Genomic DNA, 20,093 nt, shown 5'->3' with positions numbered 1-20,093 from the left:
TCTTTACCTTGAAAAATGTCAGTTGTAGCACTATCTTGTAACCCAACAAACAAATGACCCCTATATGTTGTGTTTGAACTACAATATATGGGTAGACCAAGATCACAAAGCCGAAACGTAATTTACAAAAATTACACAGAAATAGACAAAAACACGGCCTTGTTCAGTTTTGTTAGGGAAATTAAGCAGAATGAACCAACAACTTACTGTTACTAAGCGTAACGGGCGCAAAGAAACGATCGATTTAGAAAAAATCCATCGCGTGATTACATGGGCAGCGGAAGGCTTGCACAATGTTTCAGTATCACAAGTAGAATTGAAAGCTCACATTCAGTTTTACGATGGCATTACCACTACTGATATCCATGAGACAATCATCAAGTCAGCAGCGGATCTAATCTCTGAAGAGACTCCAGATTACCAATATCTTGCAGCACGTCTGTCAGTATTCCACCTACGTAAGAAAGCGTACGGCGAATACGAGCCACCTGCACTTTACGACCACGTTGCAAAACTGGTTGATATGGGTAAATACGATAGCCACCTAATGGAAGACTACACGAAGGCTGAGTTCGACGAACTTGACTCGTACATCGACCATAAGCGTGACTTAGATTTTTCTTACGCAGCGGTTAAACAGCTTGAAGGTAAATACTTCGTACAAAACCGTGTAACGAAAGAAATCTACGAGAGTGCTCAGTTCCTTTACATTCTAGTTGCTGCATGTCTATTCGCTAAATACCCGAAATCGACTCGTCTTGACTACATCAAACGTTTCTACGACGCATCGTCTACGTTTAAGATTTCTCTACCTACACCGATCATGTCTGGTGTACGTACGCCTACTCGTCAATTCAGTTCTTGTGTACTGATCGAGTGTGGTGACAGCCTTGATTCTATCAACGCAACAGCAAGCTCAATTGTTCGTTACGTATCTCAACGTGCTGGTATTGGTATCAACGCAGGTCGTATCCGTGCGCTTGGTTCTGAAATCCGTAATGGTGAAGCGTTCCACACTGGCTGTATCCCTTTCTACAAATACTTCCAAACAGCAGTAAAATGTTGTTCTCAAGGTGGTGTTCGTGGTGGTGCGGCAACGGTATTCTACCCACTATGGCACGGTGAAGTTCAGTCTCTACTAGTACTGAAGAACAACCGTGGTGTTGAAGAGAACCGTGTTCGTCACATGGATTACGGCGTACAGCTGAACAAGCTTATGTACTCTCGTCTAGTTCAAGGTGGCAACATCAGCCTGTTCTCACCTTCTGACGTACCTGGCCTATACGACGCGTTCTTCGAAAACCAAGAACGCTTTGAAGAGCTGTACGTTAAGTACGAAAACGATCCGTCAATCAAGCGTGAAACAGTAAAAGCAGTAGAGCTATTCTCTCTACTAATGCAAGAGCGTGCTTCTACTGGTCGTATCTACATTCAGAACGTTGACCACTGTAATACACACAGCCCGTTCGACTCTGAAGTTGCTCCTGTTCGCCAGTCAAACCTATGTCTAGAAATTGCGCTGCCAACTAAGCCGCTTTCTAACGTAGAAGATGACGAAGGCGAAATTGCACTATGTACGCTTTCAGCATTTAACCTTGGCGCAATCAACGAACTGGATGACCTAGCAGAGCTTTCTGAACTGGTTGTTCGTGCTCTAGACGCACTTCTTGATTACCAAGACTACCCGCTTCCAGCAGCATACAAATCGACAATGAACCGTCGTACTCTAGGTGTAGGTGTTATCAACTACGCATACTACCTAGCGAAGAATGGTGTGAAGTACTCTGACGGCAGCGCAAATGGCCTGACTCACCGTACTTTTGAAGCGATTCAATACCACCTACTAAAAGCGTCTGTTGAACTAGCGAAAGAGCAAGGTCGTTGCCCATCTTTCCACGAGACTAACTACGCGAAAGGCCTACTGCCAATCGATACTTACAAGAAAGATATCGACTTAGTATGTGATGAGCCTCTGCACTACGATTGGGATGCGCTACGTGAAGAGATCATGGAGCACGGTCTGCGTAACTCTACGCTAACTGCGCTTATGCCTTCTGAGACTTCATCTCAAATCTCGAACGCGACTAACGGTATCGAGCCACCACGTGGTTACGTATCAGTGAAAGCATCGAAAGACGGCATCCTGAAGCAAGTGGTTCCAGATTTCCTAAATCTTAAAGAGAACTACGAGCTACTTTGGAACATTGGTTCTAACGACGGTTACCTACACCTAGTGGGTATCATGCAAAAATTCGTTGACCAAGCTATCTCTGCAAACACTAACTATGATCCAAGTGTTTACGACAGCGGTAAAGTACCAATGAAGAAGCTGCTTCAAGACCTACTAACTGCATACAAGTTTGGTGTTAAGACGCTTTACTACCATAACACTCGTGATGGTGCAAAAGACGACCAAGGCGACGCAGTAACAGTGCCGGAAGAAGATTGTGAAGGCGGCGGTTGTAAGATCTAAACCGCAGTAAAACATTAAGACCCCAGAGAAGTTATCTTCTCTGGGTTTAAAGCATTAACAGGGTTCGTTTTATAACGAGTCTTTAAAGGATTTGAGGCATTTATGGCTTACAGTACTTTTTCTCAGAAAAAAAATGACCAGCTAAAAGAACCAATGTTCCTAGGTCAGTCGGTTAACGTTGCACGTTACGACCAACAAAAATTCGAAATCTTCGAAAAGCTTATCGAGAAGCAACTTTCTTTCTTCTGGCGTCCAGAAGAAGTAGACGTGTCTAGCGACCGTATCGACTACAACAAACTTCCTGAGCATGAAAAGCACATCTTCATCTCTAACCTGAAGTACCAAACACTGCTGGATTCTATCCAAGGCCGTAGCCCGAACGTTGCCCTACTTCCGCTAGTATCACTACCAGAAGTTGAAACTTGGATTGAGACTTGGTCTTTCTCTGAAACGATTCACTCTCGTTCTTACACGCACATCATTCGTAACATCGTTAACGATCCAGGTCTAGTATTTGACGACATCGTTGAAAACGAAGAGATCCTAAAGCGTGCTAAAGACATCGCGTTCTACTACGACGACCTAATTAAGCTAACCGCTGATTACCATCGTTACGGCGAAGGCAACCACAACATCAACGGCGAAGACGTTAAGGTTTCTCTTCACGACCTGAAGAAGAAACTTTACCTATGTCTAATGTCGGTAAACGCACTAGAAGCAATCCGTTTCTACGTGAGTTTCGCATGTTCATTTGCATTCGCTGAGCGTGAGCTAATGGAAGGTAACGCAAAAATCATCAAGCTGATCGCTCGTGATGAAGCGCTTCACCTGACTGGTACTCAGCACATGATCAACTTGCTACGTAACGGTCAAGACGACTTCGCATTCATGCAAATCGCTGAAGAGTGTAAGCAAGAGTGTTTCGACCTATTCAAGCAAGCAGCTGAGCAAGAGAAAGAGTGGGCAGAATACCTATTCAAAGACGGCTCTATGATTGGCCTGAACAAAGACATTCTTTGCCAATACGTTGAGTACATCACCAACATCCGTATGCAGGCCGTTGGTCTAGGTACCGCTTACCCAGAAGCAACATCAAACCCAATTCCATGGATCAACGCTTGGTTGTCTTCTGATAACGTACAAGTTGCTCCGCAAGAAGCAGAAATCAGTTCTTACCTAGTTGGTCAGATCGACAACGAAGTGAAAGCTGACGACTTTGAAGGATTTGAGCTGTAATGCCAACAATCAAAATCAACAAGCTAGCTTCAATTGAATCTAACCCTTCTAATACGCTATTGGAAACAATGGAACAAGCTGGGTTAGAACCAGAATACAACTGCCGAGACGGTCACTGTGGCGCATGCCGCTGTACGTTGGATTCTGGTGAGGTTGAGTACGTTGGTTTTGCTATGGCTTACACGCAAGGCAACGAGATTTTGCCTTGTATCTGCAAAGCGAAATCCGATCTATCGCTGAGTAACGTGATTCATCGAAACAAGCAAAAGCGCGCTTAATCCAATCGGCTTAAGTACGCTATGTTCCGAAGAGAATGAGTTAAGCGAAGATTAGAGACTTCAAAGCAATACAGACTAAAAAGGGTCCGCCTCCTCTTGGAATGCGGACCCTTTTTCTATTCGTGTCTTTAGTTCTCAAGCATCAAACCAGATGTTTACTGTTGAGTCAGGTTCAATGTCACCGAACCGATGTAACAAGCGCTTCGACACTCTCCACAGCCATTGCACTTATCTTGAGCAACCGTAGGTAACTCCCCGGCTTCAATCTGTATTGCGCCCACTGAACACGCAGATTGGCAGGCATGACAATCCATTTGCATATAGTTATTGCAGCTATCAGCAAAGTTAGGTTTTAAATCAATGTAAGGCGTGACCGTTGGGTGAAGCGCACCAGTCGGACACACTTCACTGCACTTGTTGCACATAGAGCAGCTGTTGTAATCCAAATTGAGCAGCGCACTGCCCTCTTGTATCTCAATGACACTATTTGGGCATGCTTGCTCACACAAGCCACAACCGTCGCAGAGGCGCTCAAACAGCACCTCATCGACAGCTCGTGGCGGCCTAGCGTGCAAGCGCTGTGATTTCTCTTCATAACTTACCGCAGCTTTAACCGGCTTAGAGAGTCGAGTTAAGAAACCGCGTCTATTTGAATTTATTTGTTCAGACATTAGTCGATATATAACTTTTTAGTAGCAACGTTTAAATTATATTCAGATGTTAAGTACTTAAACCAATCTATTACATCAACCGATAGCTTTTTATAAAAAGATAGCTCTGATGCTTTATTTAGTTTTTCTAAATAAACAGAAGACCAAGCTAATAAGTGACCCTCAAGCAATTCACCAGCTGAATTGGTTTTATTATTTTCTAACAAATATGCATGAGCGAATAACATTAAACCAAATTGATCTTCCGGCTCTCTTAACCCAGTGTCTAATTCAATCTGATTCAATTCTAAAAACTGGCGATACTCTACAGTAGAAGCGCCGAACACAACGCGGTCTTTATCTAGGTACACTGAACCCCAAGGTGGCGCCGGCATGTCTCCCACGCCTTCAAACAGGCGGCTGAACTCTGCTGCAAGTGCATCTTCGTCTTCACATCTCAATGCCTGCAAGCATTCTTCAGAGAGCACTTCGCTCTCAACCAAAGCTTCGACAATGGTGATTAACTGTTCTTTACTTGTCGCTTGATAAAATAGCGAACCCAATAATTTATGCGTATCGATAATCATTATTATTTATACCGTTATAGGTTTAAAGATAATTATATTAATTAATGCATTTCATTCTTTGATTTATTTTATACATTCGATTTATATAATCTAAATTTCGATCTTATTTGATGTTAATCAATCAACATTTATATATTAAAAGACAAAAATAAAACTACCTATAAAGTGCTAGTCATCAATAACAATAGGCATCTTAGAATGACGAATAAGAAAGAATCTGGGGTAATGAATCTTACTCGAAGAGGCTTCATGAAAGCTTCTTCTGCGGTAGGTAGTGCAGCCGCGCTTGCGGGCGGTATCGCTCTACCTTTCAAATCCAAACCAGTAGCGGCTGCAGTTGCTGAGAATGTGGATGAGAAAATCGTATGGAGTGCGTGTACGGTAAACTGTGGCTCTCGCTGCCCATTACGTATGCATGTGCAAAACGGTGAAATCAAATACGTAGAAACCGACAACACGGGTACTGACGAATACGGTCATCACCAAGTTCGTGCGTGTCTACGTGGTCGCTCTATGCGCCGCCGTGTTTACAACCCAGATCGCCTGAAATACCCAATGAAACGTGTGGGTAAACGTGGTGAAGGTAAGTTTAAGCGTATTAGCTGGGAAGAAGCTTATGATGAAGTCGCTGGCACCATGCAGCGCCTTATCAAAGATTACGGTAACGACACTATCTACCTAAACTACGGTACCGGTACGCTTGGCGGTACGGTTACTAAATCTTGGCCACCAGCTCAAACGCTGATTGCTCGTCTAATGAACCTAAGTGGTGGTTACCTAAACCATTACGGTGACTACTCAACAGCGCAAATCGCGAAAGGCTTGAGCTACACCTACGGTGGTTGGGCAAACAACAACTCTTTCTCTGACTTAGAGAACACTAAGCTTAACATCCAATTTGGTAACAACCCTGCCGAGACTCGTATGTCTGGCGGCGGTCTGATCCACCACTACGTAGAAAGCAAAAACAAATCAAACGCTAGAACGATCATCATCGACCCACGATACACCGATACTGCCGGTGGCCGTGAAGATCAGTGGATTCCAATTCGTCCTTCTACGGATGCTGCTTTGGTAGCGGGTCTTGCACACGTGATGATCACTGAAGACCTTGTCGACCAACCGTTCCTAGACAAATACTGTGTCGGTTACGATGAGAAAACACTTCCTGCTTCAGCGCCTAAAAACAGCGACTACAAGTCTTACATCCTAGGTTTAGGTGAAGATGGCGTAGAAAAAACACCAGAGTGGGCTTCTAAGATCACAGGTATTCCAGTTGATACCATCATCAAGCTTGGCCGTGAAATGGGTACAGCAAAACCATGTGCTATCCACCAAGGTTGGGGCTTACAACGCACTGCGAACGGTGAACTAGCGTGTCGTGCAATCGCGATGCTGTCACTACTAACCGGTTCTGTCGGTGTATCAGGCGGTTCAACAGGTGCTCGTGAAAGTGACATCAACATTCCGTTTGTTCGCTTCCCGACGGTGCCAAACCCAGTTGAAACATCAATTTCAATGTTCATGTGGACAGACGCGATTCACCGTCACCACGAGATGACAGACATCACTGACGGTGTTCGCGGAGCTGAGCGCCTTAAGAACCCAATCAAGATGATCTGGAACTACGCAGGTAACTGCATCATCAACCAACACTCAGACATCAACAAAACGCACGCGATTCTTCAAGATGAAAGCGCATGTGAAATGATTGTTGTGGTTGATAACCATATGACGTCTTCAGCGAAATACGCCGACATCATCCTGCCTGACTTAACCACATCAGAGCAAGACGACTGGTGTATGGATGGTAAAGCATCGAACATGCCTTACTTCATCTACGCACAGAAAGCGATTGAACCTCAGTTCGAAGCGAAATCGATCTACGAGATGTGTACTGAGCTTGCTAAACGCATGGGCGTTGAAAAAGAGTTCACTGAAGGTCGAACTCAAGAGCAATGGATTGAACACCTTTACGCAGAAACCCGTAAGAACGATCCAACACTGCCAACCTTCGAAGAGATGAAAGAGCTGGGTATCTACAAGCGTAGCTACGACCACCACTACATCGCTTACGAAGATTTCCGTAAAGATCCTGAAGCGAACCCACTAACCACACCAAGTGGCAAGATCGAGATCTACTCAGAGCAACTGGCTGAGATTGCTAAGACTTGGAAGCTGAAAGAAGACGAAGTGATTCACCCACTTCCGATTTACGCGGACTCTTTTGAAGGTCATAACGATCCACTAGCAGAGAAGTACCCACTTCAGCTAACCGGTTTCCACTACAAAGCTCGTACTCACTCAACTTACGGCAACGTTGCAGAAATCAAAGCAGCAGCACCGCAAGAGTTGTGGATCAACCCAATCGATGCGAAAGAGCGCGGTATTGAAAACGGCGACATGGTCAGTATTTTCAACGACCGTGGCGAAGTACACATTCCAGCGAAAGTGACACCTAGGATTCTTCCTCGAGTTGTCGCGCTAGGCGAAGGTGCATGGTACGCACCCGATGGTCAGAAGATTGACCATGCAGGCTCTATCAACGTGCTGACCACTCAGCGCCCGAGCCCACTTGCTAAGGGTAACCCTCAGCATACAAACCTAGTTCAAATCAAAGCGCTAAAGAAAGCATAAGGTAGGTTGGAATGAAACAATACGGCTTTTACATTGATTCAAGTAAATGCACGGGTTGTAAAACCTGTCAGCTTGCTTGTAAAGATTATAACGATCTAGACATCAAAACGAACTACCGTCGCGTGTACGAATACGCAGGTGGTGGCTTCACTCAAGATGGCGATACCTGGGTTCAGAAAGATGTTTTTTCTTACTACCTGTCTGTCGCTTGTAACCACTGTACTAACCCTGCGTGTGTGAAAGTGTGTCCTTCGGGCGCAATGCACAAACGTGATGAAGACGGCTTGGTTGTGGTTGATGAAAGTGTGTGTATCGGTTGTCAGCACTGTAGCAATGCATGCCCTTACGGCGCACCACAATACAATGCTAAGAAAGGTCATATGACCAAATGCGATGGCTGCTACCAACGTGTTTCTGAAGGTAAACAACCTATCTGTGTTGAGTCTTGCCCACTTCGTGCATTGGAGTTTGGCGAAATCAATACACTTCGCGAGAAGTACGGCTCTGGTGCAGATGTGGCTCCACTGCCATCTTCAACAGAAACGCTACCGAACATCGTGATTAAGCTGAACAAAAACGCGAAGCCGACTGGCGATACCAGTGGTCACCTAGCAAACCCTAAGGAGGTGTAAGATGATTTTTCATGAGTGGTCTTTAATCTTCTTTACGGTGCTAGCGCAAACTGCGGTTGGTGGTTACTTACTGATTGGTGCACGTGCTCTGGTACTTGGTCATGACGAAGAGAAACTGAACAGCTACAAGGTTCCAATGTTCACCCTATGGGCATTAATGGGCCTTGGCTTCATGTTCTCGACAACGCACCTTGGCTCCCCACTGCGCGCGTTTAATGCCTTTAACCAACTAGGTTCAGCTTGGTTGTCTAACGAAGTGTTCTTCGGTGCGGCATTCTTCGCAGTTGGCGGTCTACAGTGGCTACTGTCTGTGGTTAAGAAAGGTGGCATGGCTATCCAGAAAGCACTGATGGTTGGCGCTATGGTGCTGGGTGTCATCTTCATGTACGCGATGATCAACGTATACATGATCAACACAGTACCAACATGGGACAACATCTACACACCACTGAGCTTCGTCATGACTATGGTTGTAGGTGGCTTGCTGCTGTCTCAGTTCGTGATTGTATTTGTTAACGACAGTCGCTTTACGGTTGACCGTAACATCACCATGCTGGCTGTGATTGCGGTTGCGATCAGTTTGCTTGTGACAGTCGGTAAACTGAATCTAATCGGTGACATCCAAACTTCAGTAGCAAAAGCTTCAGAGTTGGTTGATGGTTTAGGCAGCTATGTGATCCTTCAAGTTGCATTGCTAATGGCAAGCTTACTGATTTGGATTCTACCTATGCTTAATAAAGCAAAAGTGAACCCAGTCAATCTAGGCCTAGCATTAGTACTATTCCTAGCGTCAGAACTAATCGGCCGTGGCTTGTTCTACAGCCTACATATGACAAGCGGTTTGTAATCACAGGCTCCTTATTTGGTTATCTAGAAGGCTAGATAAACTCAAGGTCCAACACCTATTTAGATGTTGGGCCTTTTTATTGGTTCTGTCTAATCTTGATTTAAGAGATCTTGGTTTACGACAAGAGCGTCTTATTTGATGATCGCTGAAGGGATAAACATATCCTTTACGCGTTTTACTGAAGAGTAGTCACCAAACATAGGTTTATTGTCTAGATGCCTTCTTAGCATGTCTGCAGCGACCGTTTTGATGATAGTACGTGCATCTTCGCGCTTGTATTGACGATAAAACTCCAGCACTTGCCCCCACTCACCCGCTTCGCTCGATAAAGCAACACTAAAGGTATTGCCCTCTAACTTGCCCGTGACTAGGGCTAACTCGGTACCGCACTTTTCTCTTGTCGCGCCAGCCAGAGCAAACGTTGCTGCTAGTGGGTCGTTCTTTTCAAGCTCACTCTCTTTTGGCTCCGCCATCACCCAAGAGTGACCGAAGCAATCTTCAACCTGTTCATTCGATTGTAGCCAAGCCGAAAGCGCACCTTTGGTTGATACTTCCGATACCGACAAGGTCTTCTTTCTTTCCGCCATAATATGACCGATATGGTCGATCATAGGCTCATCAACACTGACAACGTTGCTCTCTAACAGCTTGTACACCATTTGCAGTAGCTTAACGCGAGTTTCTAAATCTGACTTAGGCCCAAACAGTTTCACTTCAATGAACGGCAGATAAGAGCGGTAACCCAGCTCATAACCTTCCGGCAGTTTCAGTTGGTCTAACACATCAGAAATGCCGGATTCAGACAAACCAAAGGCAAATAACCTGCTGCATTCAGAAGCGACTACTTGAGGATAAGTGCGAGCAAGATCAGGGATAATTTCAAAGCTCACCATGCGCTTAAACTCACTCGGTACGCCCGGAGTGAAATAGAAAGTCGCATCGTTAATCTTAAGTTTGAAGCCACATGCTGTTCCGACAGGGTTATCGACGATTTCTGAACTTGCTGGCAATAAGGCTTGTTTTAGGTTGCTGTCTGGCATCGGCATACCGCGTCCAGAAAACATCTCTTCCATACGCGATAGCCACTCAGGGAACATGACTAATTTCTGTTCTGACGCAGTCGCAGCTGCCGCAGCACTCATATCATCGGTTGTCGGGCCTAAGCCACCATTAACGATAACCACATCATAGTTAAAGCTTAGCATCAGCAACTCTTCAACCAAGGCATTCATTTGGTCACCGACTGTGGAGCGTTTAGCCAAAGCAAAACCGTGCTGGTAAAACTCAGCAGACATCCAAGCCGCGTTCGTGTCTACAATGTCTCCGTGAAGAACTTCTTCACCTGTACTTAACATTGCGATTTTCGTCATGTTTCTATCCCTTGTAGTCATAAAAAGACGCTGCATTATCTACAAACTGGTCTATGTTTGAGTTTGAGCTATTTGGCTTTTTAACAAATATTAATAATGTTAAATCTAAGGTTTTCTTAGGAAAAGCGATAAATTATTAGTTCCCTAAATCAGGCATTTAATGGATAATTGTGACCCTGATCAATTCTAAACTTTCTCATGGAGACCCTTGTGGCCAAATCACCGTTACTAGCAAAGGTTACTGCTGCATTTACAATGCTAATGTCAGTTAACTCGGTTGCAAGCCAATACGACTTCGACCAGCCAATCAACCTTTCTTATTCGGATGAATGTGCTCAAGATTACTGTGTTAATGATAGCTTGTACACCTACAAGCCTAGTACCAATTACGCACTGAGCGAATCAAGCGAAGAGTACGATTTCTCAATCCAACAACCAAAGCACCTTTTGGTTAGCGAAGAGAAAGATTGGGATTACCTAATGGGTCAAACTTACACGATTCTTGGCTTAAGTGTTGCAACCGTTGGTTTAATGACCTTCTTACCAGAAAGTATCACTAAATGGGACGACGACCAACGCGACTTAAGTAAGTTAGGTCAAAAGTGGAAAGATAACGTTTCTGAAGGCCCAGTGTGGGACCGTGACGAACACTTCCTAAACTATGTGATGCATCCGTATTTTGGTGGTGTTTACTACACAGCTGCACGTCACGCGGGTTACAACGAGTTTGAATCGTTTATGTACTCTTGGACGATGTCCACCTTCTTCTGGGAATACGGCGTAGAAGCATTTGCTGAAGTACCTTCATGGCAAGACCTTTTCATCACACCTTTCTTCGGTGCGGTTGTGGGTGAAATAATGCTAGAAACCGAGCAAGACATCATTGCTTCAGGCGGTGAAGTGATGGGTTCTCAAACCATGGGTGACGTGTCTCTATTTTTCCTAAACCCTGTCGGTCATATCCACTATTGGGTAAGTGATGCTTGGGGTGGTGACGCAGAAGTTAACCTGAATACTAACCCTTGGTGGGATAATCAAGACGCAGCTCGATTCGCTTACGATGCTGGCGCGCCATACGATTCTCAGTTTGTTGGTATGAACTTTAAAGTAACCTTCTAATACAGCGACCTGATTACTTTCGGTAATAACCAAAACTTTTCTAAAAAGCGGCTCTTAAGCCGCTTTTTTTGTGCCCTACTCTTCATTCTCTTTTTTTGCATCACAGCTTAGTTTCAAAAATTGACACAGGTCAAACATTGTTCGATATAAACTTCTACACTGAAATTAACGAACTTTATCGCTTAATATCAAACATTTAATTAGCAATGATTAATTGAAACTTTGGGGGCTGATATGAACAGTACATTTATCGTAAACTTTATCGGAAAAGCGTCGCCTGCGACCATTAAACAACTCGCTGCAGTGACTCATGAGAACGACGGCAAATGGCTCATCAGTAAAGTGAACTTTATTGAAGACCAAGTTGCAGGCGTACTTAAGGTTCAACTTCCAGCCATCAATGAATCGATTGTTAAAGAGGCATTCAGCGCTAACCCGGACCTGATTGTCCAGTTCGTTGATTCAGACCATGCACATAATGTTCAAGATACCATTCACCATCTGAGACTCGATTCTAACGATCGCGCCGGTATCGTCAATGAAGTGACACATGTACTCGATAGACAAGGTATCAATATTCTCGACATGGATTGCCAGCGCGTATTTATTGCCGGTGGTGGCGGTGTCAGTTCAAGCCTATTCACTTCTAAAATCGCGGTTAAGCTACCAATCGAAGTGCAAATCGATGACGTGGTCAATGAGCTAGAAACTCTCAGTGAAGACACTCGAGTAATGATCGAGAACTAGTTGTTAGTGCTTAACCATACAAACTAAGCCCTATCTACAAACAAAACTTTATCTACAAACAAAAAAGAGCAGCTCACTAGCTGCTCTTTTTATTACGCTCGACTTGTCAGTCAGTTAGTTAGTTAGTTAATTGACCATTGAGACAATGAACGCTTAAAGTCTTGATAGCCAAACTCATTCAGCTTTTGTACTTCGCCATTGCTGCGCTCACAATAGATTGATGGCATCTTCAGTCCGTTGAACCAGTTGAGCTTCACCATGGTGTAACCTGCGCTATCCAACAAGTGAAGTTTTTGACCAATCTGCAGTGGCTCATCAAAGCTTGTTTCGCAGAACTGATCGCCCGCAAGGCATGAACACGAACCAATCACGTAGTCATGGCTGCCGTTTTCAGACGCTTCTAATACCGATGCTGGTTCATTGTAAATAAGCGTATCAAGACGGTGGGCTTCAGTTGCTGAATCCACAATAGCCGTTTTCTTCACGTTCTCAACAATATCCACCACTGTCACAACCAAGTCTGTTGTTTTCGTGATGATCGCTTCACCCGGCTCAAGGTACATCTGCACACCGTGCTTTTCAGAGAAGGCTTTCAGCGCAAGCCCCAGTTTCTCGATGTCATAACCCGGCCATGTAAAGAACACACCGCCGCCCATGCTCACCCAATCTAGCTTATCTAGGTGCACGCCAAACTGTTCTGAGATTGAATCAAGCAATCCAATAAAGGCATCGACATCTTTGTTCTCACAGTTCATGTGGAACATCACGCCATTAATCTCATCAAAGATTTCAGGCTTGATATGGTCAGCTTGAACACCTAAACGCGAGAATTGACGCGCTGGGTTTGCCAAGTCTTGCCCTGCATAGCTCACACCCGGATTTAAACGTAAACCTAGTGACGCTTTACCTTCAACAATATGACGGTACGCTTCGAATTGGCTTTGCGAATTGAAGATCATCTTGTCGCAGATGTCAGCCACTTCTCTCACGTCGTCTTCGCTGTAACCCACACTGTAAGCATGCGTTTCACCGCCAAAGGTTTCGTAGCCAAGTTTCACCTCGTATGGGCCAGAGCTTGTCGTGCCATCCAGGTAAGGCTTGATGATGTCAAACACACCCCATGTCGAGAAACACTTCAGTGCCAATACCAGTTTTACACCTGAAATCTCTTTCAGTTGCTTGGCTTTCTCTAAGTTCGCAATCAACTTATCTTCGTTGATCATGAAATACGGCGTTTTTAGTTCGTTGTTTTGCATGTTAATACCTTGCGGCCCTCGAGTTCACGAAGGCACATGATAATCGAACAAAGCCGATGCAACAGCATCGGCTCGATATAAGTAATTGTATAGGAAGTCTTTAAGTGTATTAGAGATTCCCTATTACACTCGTCCCTCGCTTTAGGGAATGACGATTTCTGCATTACCGATTAGATGAAGTAAATATCATCTTCATCAAATACTAGAGAAAATAATCACCTTTCGTCATCCTCTAACGGAGTAAATACACTCTCCGTCATCCCCAAGAGGGAAGAATGAGCGAGTTGGGGATCTCTCAAAGCCACCTATCGTTCAATAGAGATCGACAACAATCAAGATTCCCGATTACGCTCGTCCCTCTCTATAGGGAATGACGATGCTCTTAGTCATCTCACGGAAAAAGTAACCATCACCTTCGTCATTCCCCCAATAATTCAGAGCGTGGTAAGAACCTACTATGTATTACTTCAATTTGTGGATCAGAGGTAAACTGGCTTTCGGCTCTAGCTCTTGAACATGCCAATCTAGACCGATTTCAGGCATGGTTGCTAGGAACGGGTCTGGGTTTAGCTGTTCCATGTTGAACACGCCTTTGTCAGCCCATTCACCACGGAAGAACTGAAGTGCAGCCGTAATAGCTGGAACACCCGTTGTGTAAGAAATCGCTTGGTGTTCTACGTCTTCGTAAGCCACTTCGTGGTCTGCGTTATTATAGATGAACACGCTGCGCTCTTTACCATCTTTCTTACCTTGAACCCAAGTACCGATACACGTTAAACCTGTGTAACCCGGAGCCAAAGATGTTGGATCTGGCAGTAGTGCTTTAAGAACGTGTAGAGGCTGAACCACAGTGCCGTCATGCAGTGTGAGTGGATCCGGGCTCAGAAGGCCGATATCACGCATGCAGTTGAAGTAGTTCAGGTAAGCATCACCAAAGCCCATCCAGAATTCGATACGCTTCGCTGGGATGAATTCCTTCATTGAACGAACTTCATCGTGCGCCATTGAGTAAACTTTGTGAGAACCACAGTTAGGGAAATCAAACTCAAGCATACGAGAGTGACAAGGTACCTGTTTCCACTCTTCATTTTCCCAGTAGAAAGAATCACCTTGGATCTCAAGCATGTTCGTTTCTGGGTCAAAGTTAGTCGCAAATTTCTTACCGTGGTCGCCTGCGTTTACGTCCATCACGTCGATCGTATCGATCTCATCAAACAGGTGCTTAACCGCGTGCGCTGCAAATACTGAAACCACACCAGGATCGAAACCCGCACCAAGAATACCTGTGATGCCTGCTTCAGCAAACTTCTCACGGTAGCCCCACTGCCAATCGTAAGCTTGTGGTACTTGTTGGCCCTCAGAACATAGGTCAACCGCTACCGATGTATCTAGGTAAGATACTTTTGCTTGGTAACACGCTTCCATGATCGCCATGTTTACCCAAGGAGGACCAGCGTTGATGACTAGGTCTGGTTTCACTTCGTTAATCAGAGCAACAAGAGCATCAACATCGTCAGCGTTTACTGCGCGAGCTTCTAGTTTTTTAGTTGAATCTTTAAGGTTGTTTTTACCTTTAATCGATTCGATGATTTTTTCACACTTCGCGATTGTGCGAGAAGCGATTGTGATATCACCCAGTACTTCGTTATTTTGTGCTGCTTTGTGTGCAACAACCCAACCAACGCCGCCTGCACCAATTTGTAGAATAGCCATAGTATTAATTACCCTTGTTGTTCTGCTAGCTCAGTGGCTAGAGTTTGAATTTTGTTAATTAGAGATTTGAAATCTGATGTCTTTAGGCACGGATTCAAGATAGTGAATTTAAGCGCACTCTTGCCATCCACGACCGTTTCACCGAGTACTGCAACACCACGAGTCAGCGCTTCCAGTCTTAGCGTTTGATTCAATTTGTCTAAATCTAGCTCACCGTTTGCTGACGGCTTAGATCGGAACAGCACTGTTGATAGTGACGGCTCCGCGAGTAGTTCTAAGTCAGCTTGGTTTTGAATCAGGTCTGCCACTTCTAGCGTTTGCTCAAGAAGATGGTCGTACATATCACCCAACTGCTTTGGTCCAACGCTTTGCATCGTCATGAAGACTTTCAATGCATCGAAACGCTTGGTGGTCGCGATAGACTTATCGACTAGATTTGGCAGTTCATCGTGTTCACGGTTTAGGTAATCTGCGTGATGCAGAAGGTACTTAAAGTTCGCTTTGTCTTTCAACAACACCGCACCACAGCTGATTGTTTGATAAAAAAGCTTATGGAAATCGACACTCACAGAGTCCGCTTTTTCGATGCCTTGTAAGCGAGCCTTGTGGCTACTCAAGATAAGCGCGCCACCGTAAGCACTGTCGACATGGAACCAAAGGCCTTGTTGGCTTGCGATGTCTGCAATCACATCAAGGTCGTCGATAGCTCCATGATCGGTTGTACCCGCCGTACCAACTACAGCAAAAGGAATCAGCCCTTGGGCTTTAAGCGCTTTTATTTCTGCATCCAACAAATCAGGTTTGATGGTGCCGTTTGCGTTTGTCTCAACACAGCACACCGCGCTCTCGCCTAAGCCAAGTAGTGACGCGGATTTTTGAACCGTGAAGTGGGATTTGTTTGAACACAAGATACGAAGCTTGCTCGCGTAATCTGGTAAACCTAACTTTTGGATTGAGTGACCATTGTGCTTATCCGCAACCCAGTCTCTCGCTAGCAATAAGCCCATTAGGTTACTTTGCGTGCCGCCGCTGGTGAAAACACCGTCCGCTTGTTCACCAAGTTGGTACTTGTCACACATCCAATCAACTACGCGCTGCTCAACATATGTAGCAGCCGATGCTTGGTCCCATGAGTCCATTGATTGATTCAGAGCTGCGATGATTGATTCCGCTGCTACTGATGCCATAAGAGGAGGCGTATGAAGGTGTGCGATACAATCTGGGTGTTGCACGAAGATGGAGTTTACAGCGACAAGATCTACAGTGCTATCTACAACGTCAACCAAAGCGTGTTGGTTGTTGTCTAGATCGACAGCCTTGATAGCGGCCTCCAGCACTTTTGGTTCTAGACCTGAGTACGGCGTTTCAACCTGCTCAAAAACCGCTTTCATCGCTTGAGTGGTTTGGTTCATGACGTTAGCGAATTCATCGCTACCACCTAGGCCTGTGTGAATGAAGTGCTTGTTCCACTCTTGGCTTGCTTGTTCAGTTGAAGCTTGATCTTCTTGCATACCTCCGCCAGCAGCAATAATGGCTTCTTCCATCACGCGCAGTGCAAAATCAATCTGTTCAAAGGAGATAATCATTGGTGGCAAGAATCGAATCACTGAGCCATCGCGCCCGCCCTTCTCGACCATCAAACCACGTTCTAATGCCGCGCGTTGAATCGCTAGGGTGAGTTCGCCGTCGGATTGTGGTTCGCCAAACTTGTTAAGCTCACCATTTGGTTGTTTGATCTCAACGCCGAGCATCAAGCCTTTACCACGAACTTCAGCAATACAGTTCACACGAGATTGAATCTTCTCTAACCCATGACGTAGGTATCGGCCTGCAATGTTCGCGTGTTCTACCAAACCATCTCGCTCGATGATTTCTAGTGCTTTAGCACCAGACACCATTGCTAACTGGTTACCACGGAAAGTACCGGTGTGCTCACCCGCTTTCCATGTATCGATGCTCTTATCGAATACAAGCAGCGACATTGGCAGTCCACCACCAATCGCTTTAGACAAGCATAAGATATCAGGGTTAACACCTGACTCTTCAAACGCAAATCGATGACCTGTTTTACCGACGCCACACTGGATTTCATCAAAAATCAGTAGGATACCGTGCTCATCACAGATACGACGTAAACCTTGTAGCCAAGATGCTGGAGCTGGAATTACCCCCCCCTCACCTTGCACGGGCTCAACGATCATCGCCGCTGGTTTCATGATGCCGGATTCATCGTCATTCAACATACGCTCGATGTAACGAATGCTCGCGTTGGCACCCGCTTCACCACCAATGCCAAACGGGCAACGCAGGTTGTATGGGAAAGGCATAAAATGTACATCAGACATCAAGCCGCTACGACGCTCTTTGGTACCGAGGTTACCCATCATGCCCATGGTGCCGTTGGTCATGCCATGGTAAGCACCACGGAAAGCAAACATGGTGTTGCGACCTGTGGTTTGCTTAGCAAGCTTGATTGCCGCTTCTACAGCGTCAGCACCCGATGGGCCACAGAATTGAAGAACCGAGTTATTTGAAAAGTCTTGAGGAAGAAAAGCTTTAACACGCTTGATAAACGTCTCTTTTGCTTGAGTCGTAATATCAAGAGTTTGGTATGGCAAACCAGAATCGAGCTGGTCTTTGAGTGCTTGATTAATCTCAGGGTGGTTATAACCCAGAGAAAGTGTACCCGCACCGGCTAAGCAATCGAGAAAGAGTTGGCCACGAGTATCTTCAACTAAAGCGCCACATGCTCGTTTAATAGCAATAGGCAGACGTCTCGGGTAAGAGCGAACATCCGACTCATGCTGTTCTTGCTCTAGCAAAATAGCGTCAGGTGTTAGGTCATAAGTTCCCTCTACGATAGGAACCATAGTTGAAAATGAATTTGCGATAGTGTTGATATCGACTTCAAAGGCGGTAGTCATAAAAATTCCCTTGAATATGTTCATACCCATCTCCAGCAAACGCAAATACACACCAGCCCTCTTGATTAACAAGAGTTCAGAGTAAAATACGCATATTGTCTAGAAATGAGATATAGCTGTACGCCCGCATAAGTCAAACGACGAATACGAAATTAGGCCATCTTAAGACAGCGAGAAATTGTTAGCGTGAGCTCAAGGTTCAGTAATACTACTGTTTTGAAGAATTGGACATTTTTGCAGGATCGGGCAGCTATGAGGAGCTGGTCCCTTTGGAAATGCAGAGCTGATTAGCAATGTTGTAGTTAGTATGTTCAATGTTGGGTTTCCCATTAGCATGGCGAACTGCGCCATAAGTATCCCGTCTATCAGCTAAAGGACTAGCCGATACCTACCCTACGTAATGTCCCAATCAGCAAGAATGGTCATTACGCGTATCCCCCAGAAAGCAATCGCGGCTCTTTTTGAACATCGGCCGTTCCGAGATTGCGCGGGAAAGTAACATAAATTGAAACTAACGATCAATAGTTTTTGATAAGCGCTTAATTAATACGCGCAGCGAGTGACAAATTGCTTTAAATATCGCCAATATAAGTTTAAAAGCGAGATCCCCGGTTCGTTCGTCCCTCACGCCCGAGGATGACGGTGTGGGTATACAAATGTTACTGGTGAGAGTTTAAAGCTAACCTTAGAACCAGAGGCGACCTCATAACGAACCTTACACTGAAACCAGCAAAGTTCAGTACACGATGAGGGAGTGAAAAGTTATTCACCTGCCCGCATCACATCATTCCCTAGTACTAGAACGAGTTCATAGGGAGTCTCTTTGAGACGGTTTTTATATAGTTAGACTCAAGCAACGACTTGATTATAAGCCGCAACCTCCTTCGTCATTCCATAGCGCGAGAAACGAGCTCATAGAGAATCCCCTACAACATGTCATTGTATTGCTTTATTCAAGAAACTATCTGATGCAATAGATTAAGCTGAAACTAATCAACAGAAAGTAAGTAGATCCCCGGCTCGCTCGTTCCTCGCGCCCGAGGATGACGGTGAGGGGTAATAAACGTTGCTAGAGAGACTTTGAACCATTGTACCTTTCCGTCATTCCCTAGAGCGAGGAACGAGTTCATAGGGAATCTCGCTTTTAAAAGCTGAGTGATATATACGTATTTGATAACGGAGGTTTTGATATAGAGATGAAGCTTGGCTGCGGGGTCAACTCGTGACCTGATGTCTCAAATAGCTTTAGTGTGTTTCAGATGCGAAAAAGGCTCATCATTTCTGATGAGCCTTTTCCAAATTGGAGCGACGCGGCCGGCTAGGTACACGAGGTCAACTCGTGACCTGGTATCTCAAATAGCTTTAGTGTGTTTCAGATGCGAAAAAGGCTCACCATTTCTGATGAGCCTTTTTCAAATTGGAGCGACACACGAGGTTCGAACTCGTGACCTCAACCTTGGCAAGGTTGCGCTCTACCAGCTGAGCTAGTGTCGCATTTGCTTTATCGAGATAAAGACTTGTAGATGGTGCCCCGGGCCGGACTTGAACCGGCACAACGCGAACGTCGAGGGATTTTAAATCCCTTGTGTCTACCAATTCCACCACCAGGGCACGCAATTCTTTA

Annotated in this window: 14 protein-coding genes and 2 tRNA genes; 8 read left to right on the top strand and 8 right to left on the bottom strand. The window is 45.1% G+C overall.

Annotated features, from left to right (window positions below; translation table 11 throughout):
• Nucleotides 1-190 precede the first annotated feature (190 nt).
• From nrdA to yfaE, 3 genes are all read left to right on the top strand, one after another.
• Nucleotides 191-2,473 (top strand): class 1a ribonucleoside-diphosphate reductase subunit alpha, encoded by a 2,283-nt coding sequence (gene nrdA / locus F0232_RS04315; RefSeq protein WP_008222047.1) that lies wholly within the window; start codon nt 191-193, stop codon nt 2,471-2,473.
• A 102-nt stretch (nt 2,474-2,575) separates the two neighbouring features.
• The gene (gene nrdB / locus F0232_RS04310; RefSeq protein WP_061032791.1) at nt 2,576-3,709 is read left to right on the top strand and encodes a class Ia ribonucleoside-diphosphate reductase subunit beta; all 1,134 of its coding nucleotides are present in this window, start codon (nt 2,576-2,578) and stop codon (nt 3,707-3,709) included.
• Entirely contained in the window at nt 3,709-3,987 is a 279-nt protein-coding gene (gene yfaE, locus F0232_RS04305; RefSeq protein ID WP_105057336.1) for a class I ribonucleotide reductase maintenance protein YfaE, read from the top strand. Before nrdB ends, yfaE begins: the two co-directional genes overlap by 1 nt.
• Before the next feature lie 155 nt (nt 3,988-4,142).
• On the opposite strand, the gene napF is transcribed toward yfaE, so the two are convergent.
• Together napF and F0232_RS04295 are read right to left on the bottom strand one after the other, a co-directional pair.
• Nucleotides 4,143-4,658, bottom strand: coding sequence for a ferredoxin-type protein NapF (napF, locus tag F0232_RS04300; protein ID WP_061032792.1), 516 nt, complete (start codon nt 4,656-4,658; stop codon nt 4,143-4,145).
• Nucleotides 4,658-5,224, bottom strand: coding sequence for a molecular chaperone (locus F0232_RS04295; RefSeq protein ID WP_105057337.1), 567 nt, complete (start codon nt 5,222-5,224; stop codon nt 4,658-4,660). The genes napF and F0232_RS04295 overlap by 1 nt, the downstream gene beginning before the upstream one ends.
• Before the next feature lie 198 nt (nt 5,225-5,422).
• On the opposite strand from F0232_RS04295, the gene F0232_RS04290 reads away from it, so the two are divergent.
• Genes F0232_RS04290 through F0232_RS04280 form a run of 3 tightly spaced genes read left to right on the top strand, consistent with a single transcriptional unit; the run spans nt 5,423 to nt 9,340 of the window.
• Nucleotides 5,423-7,861 carry a DmsA/YnfE/YnfF family dimethyl sulfoxide reductase gene (locus tag F0232_RS04290; RefSeq protein ID WP_105057338.1) on the top strand — a complete coding sequence of 813 codons (2,439 nt, stop codon included), beginning with the start codon at nt 5,423-5,425 and terminating at the stop codon, nt 7,859-7,861.
• An 11-nt stretch (nt 7,862-7,872) separates the two neighbouring features.
• Entirely contained in the window at nt 7,873-8,493 is a 621-nt protein-coding gene (locus F0232_RS04285) for a DMSO/selenate family reductase complex B subunit (RefSeq protein ID WP_061032795.1), read from the top strand.
• A 1-nt stretch (nt 8,494) separates the two neighbouring features.
• Nucleotides 8,495-9,340: a DmsC/YnfH family molybdoenzyme membrane anchor subunit gene (locus tag F0232_RS04280; RefSeq protein ID WP_105057339.1), complete on the top strand. Its 846-nt coding sequence runs from the start codon at nt 8,495-8,497 to the stop codon at nt 9,338-9,340.
• 131 nt (nt 9,341-9,471) lie between these two features.
• Here the strand turns inward: F0232_RS04280 and F0232_RS04275 are convergent, their stop codons facing one another.
• Nucleotides 9,472-10,710, bottom strand: coding sequence for a CinA family nicotinamide mononucleotide deamidase-related protein (locus F0232_RS04275; protein ID WP_105057340.1), 1,239 nt, complete (start codon nt 10,708-10,710; stop codon nt 9,472-9,474).
• A gap of 210 nt (nt 10,711-10,920) precedes the next feature.
• On the opposite strand from F0232_RS04275, the gene F0232_RS04270 reads away from it, so the two are divergent.
• Both F0232_RS04270 and F0232_RS04265 read left to right on the top strand, forming a co-directional pair.
• Nucleotides 10,921-11,829: a DUF3943 domain-containing protein gene (locus F0232_RS04270; protein ID WP_032498632.1), complete on the top strand. Its 909-nt coding sequence runs from the start codon at nt 10,921-10,923 to the stop codon at nt 11,827-11,829.
• 234 nt (nt 11,830-12,063) lie between these two features.
• Nucleotides 12,064-12,576, top strand: coding sequence for a glycine cleavage system protein R (locus F0232_RS04265; protein WP_008222069.1), 513 nt, complete (start codon nt 12,064-12,066; stop codon nt 12,574-12,576).
• Nucleotides 12,577-12,698: 122 nt separating this feature from the next.
• On the opposite strand, the gene nspC is transcribed toward F0232_RS04265, so the two are convergent.
• From nspC to F0232_RS04240, 5 genes are all read right to left on the bottom strand, one after another.
• Complete coding sequence (gene nspC / locus F0232_RS04260; RefSeq protein ID WP_061032801.1) at nt 12,699-13,832, bottom strand: carboxynorspermidine decarboxylase; 1,134 nt, start codon at nt 13,830-13,832, stop codon at nt 12,699-12,701.
• A 462-nt stretch (nt 13,833-14,294) separates the two neighbouring features.
• The gene (locus tag F0232_RS04255; RefSeq protein ID WP_105057341.1) at nt 14,295-15,545 is read right to left on the bottom strand and encodes a carboxynorspermidine synthase; all 1,251 of its coding nucleotides are present in this window, start codon (nt 15,543-15,545) and stop codon (nt 14,295-14,297) included.
• Between the two features lie 8 nt (nt 15,546-15,553).
• Nucleotides 15,554-18,493: a pyridoxal phosphate-dependent class III aminotransferase gene (locus F0232_RS04250; RefSeq protein ID WP_171750710.1), complete on the bottom strand. Its 2,940-nt coding sequence runs from the start codon at nt 18,491-18,493 to the stop codon at nt 15,554-15,556.
• Nucleotides 18,494-19,887: 1,394 nt separating this feature from the next.
• Nucleotides 19,888-19,963, bottom strand: a tRNA-Gly gene (locus F0232_RS04245).
• Between the two features lie 30 nt (nt 19,964-19,993).
• Nucleotides 19,994-20,080: transfer RNA gene (locus F0232_RS04240), tRNA-Leu, on the bottom strand.
• Between the last annotated feature and the right edge of the window lie 13 nt (nt 20,081-20,093).

The organism is Vibrio sp. T3Y01 (assembly GCF_013114525.1).
Lineage (GTDB): Bacteria > Pseudomonadota > Gammaproteobacteria > Enterobacterales > Vibrionaceae > Vibrio > Vibrio chagasii_B.
This window is presented reverse-complemented; position numbering and strand designations above follow the sequence as displayed.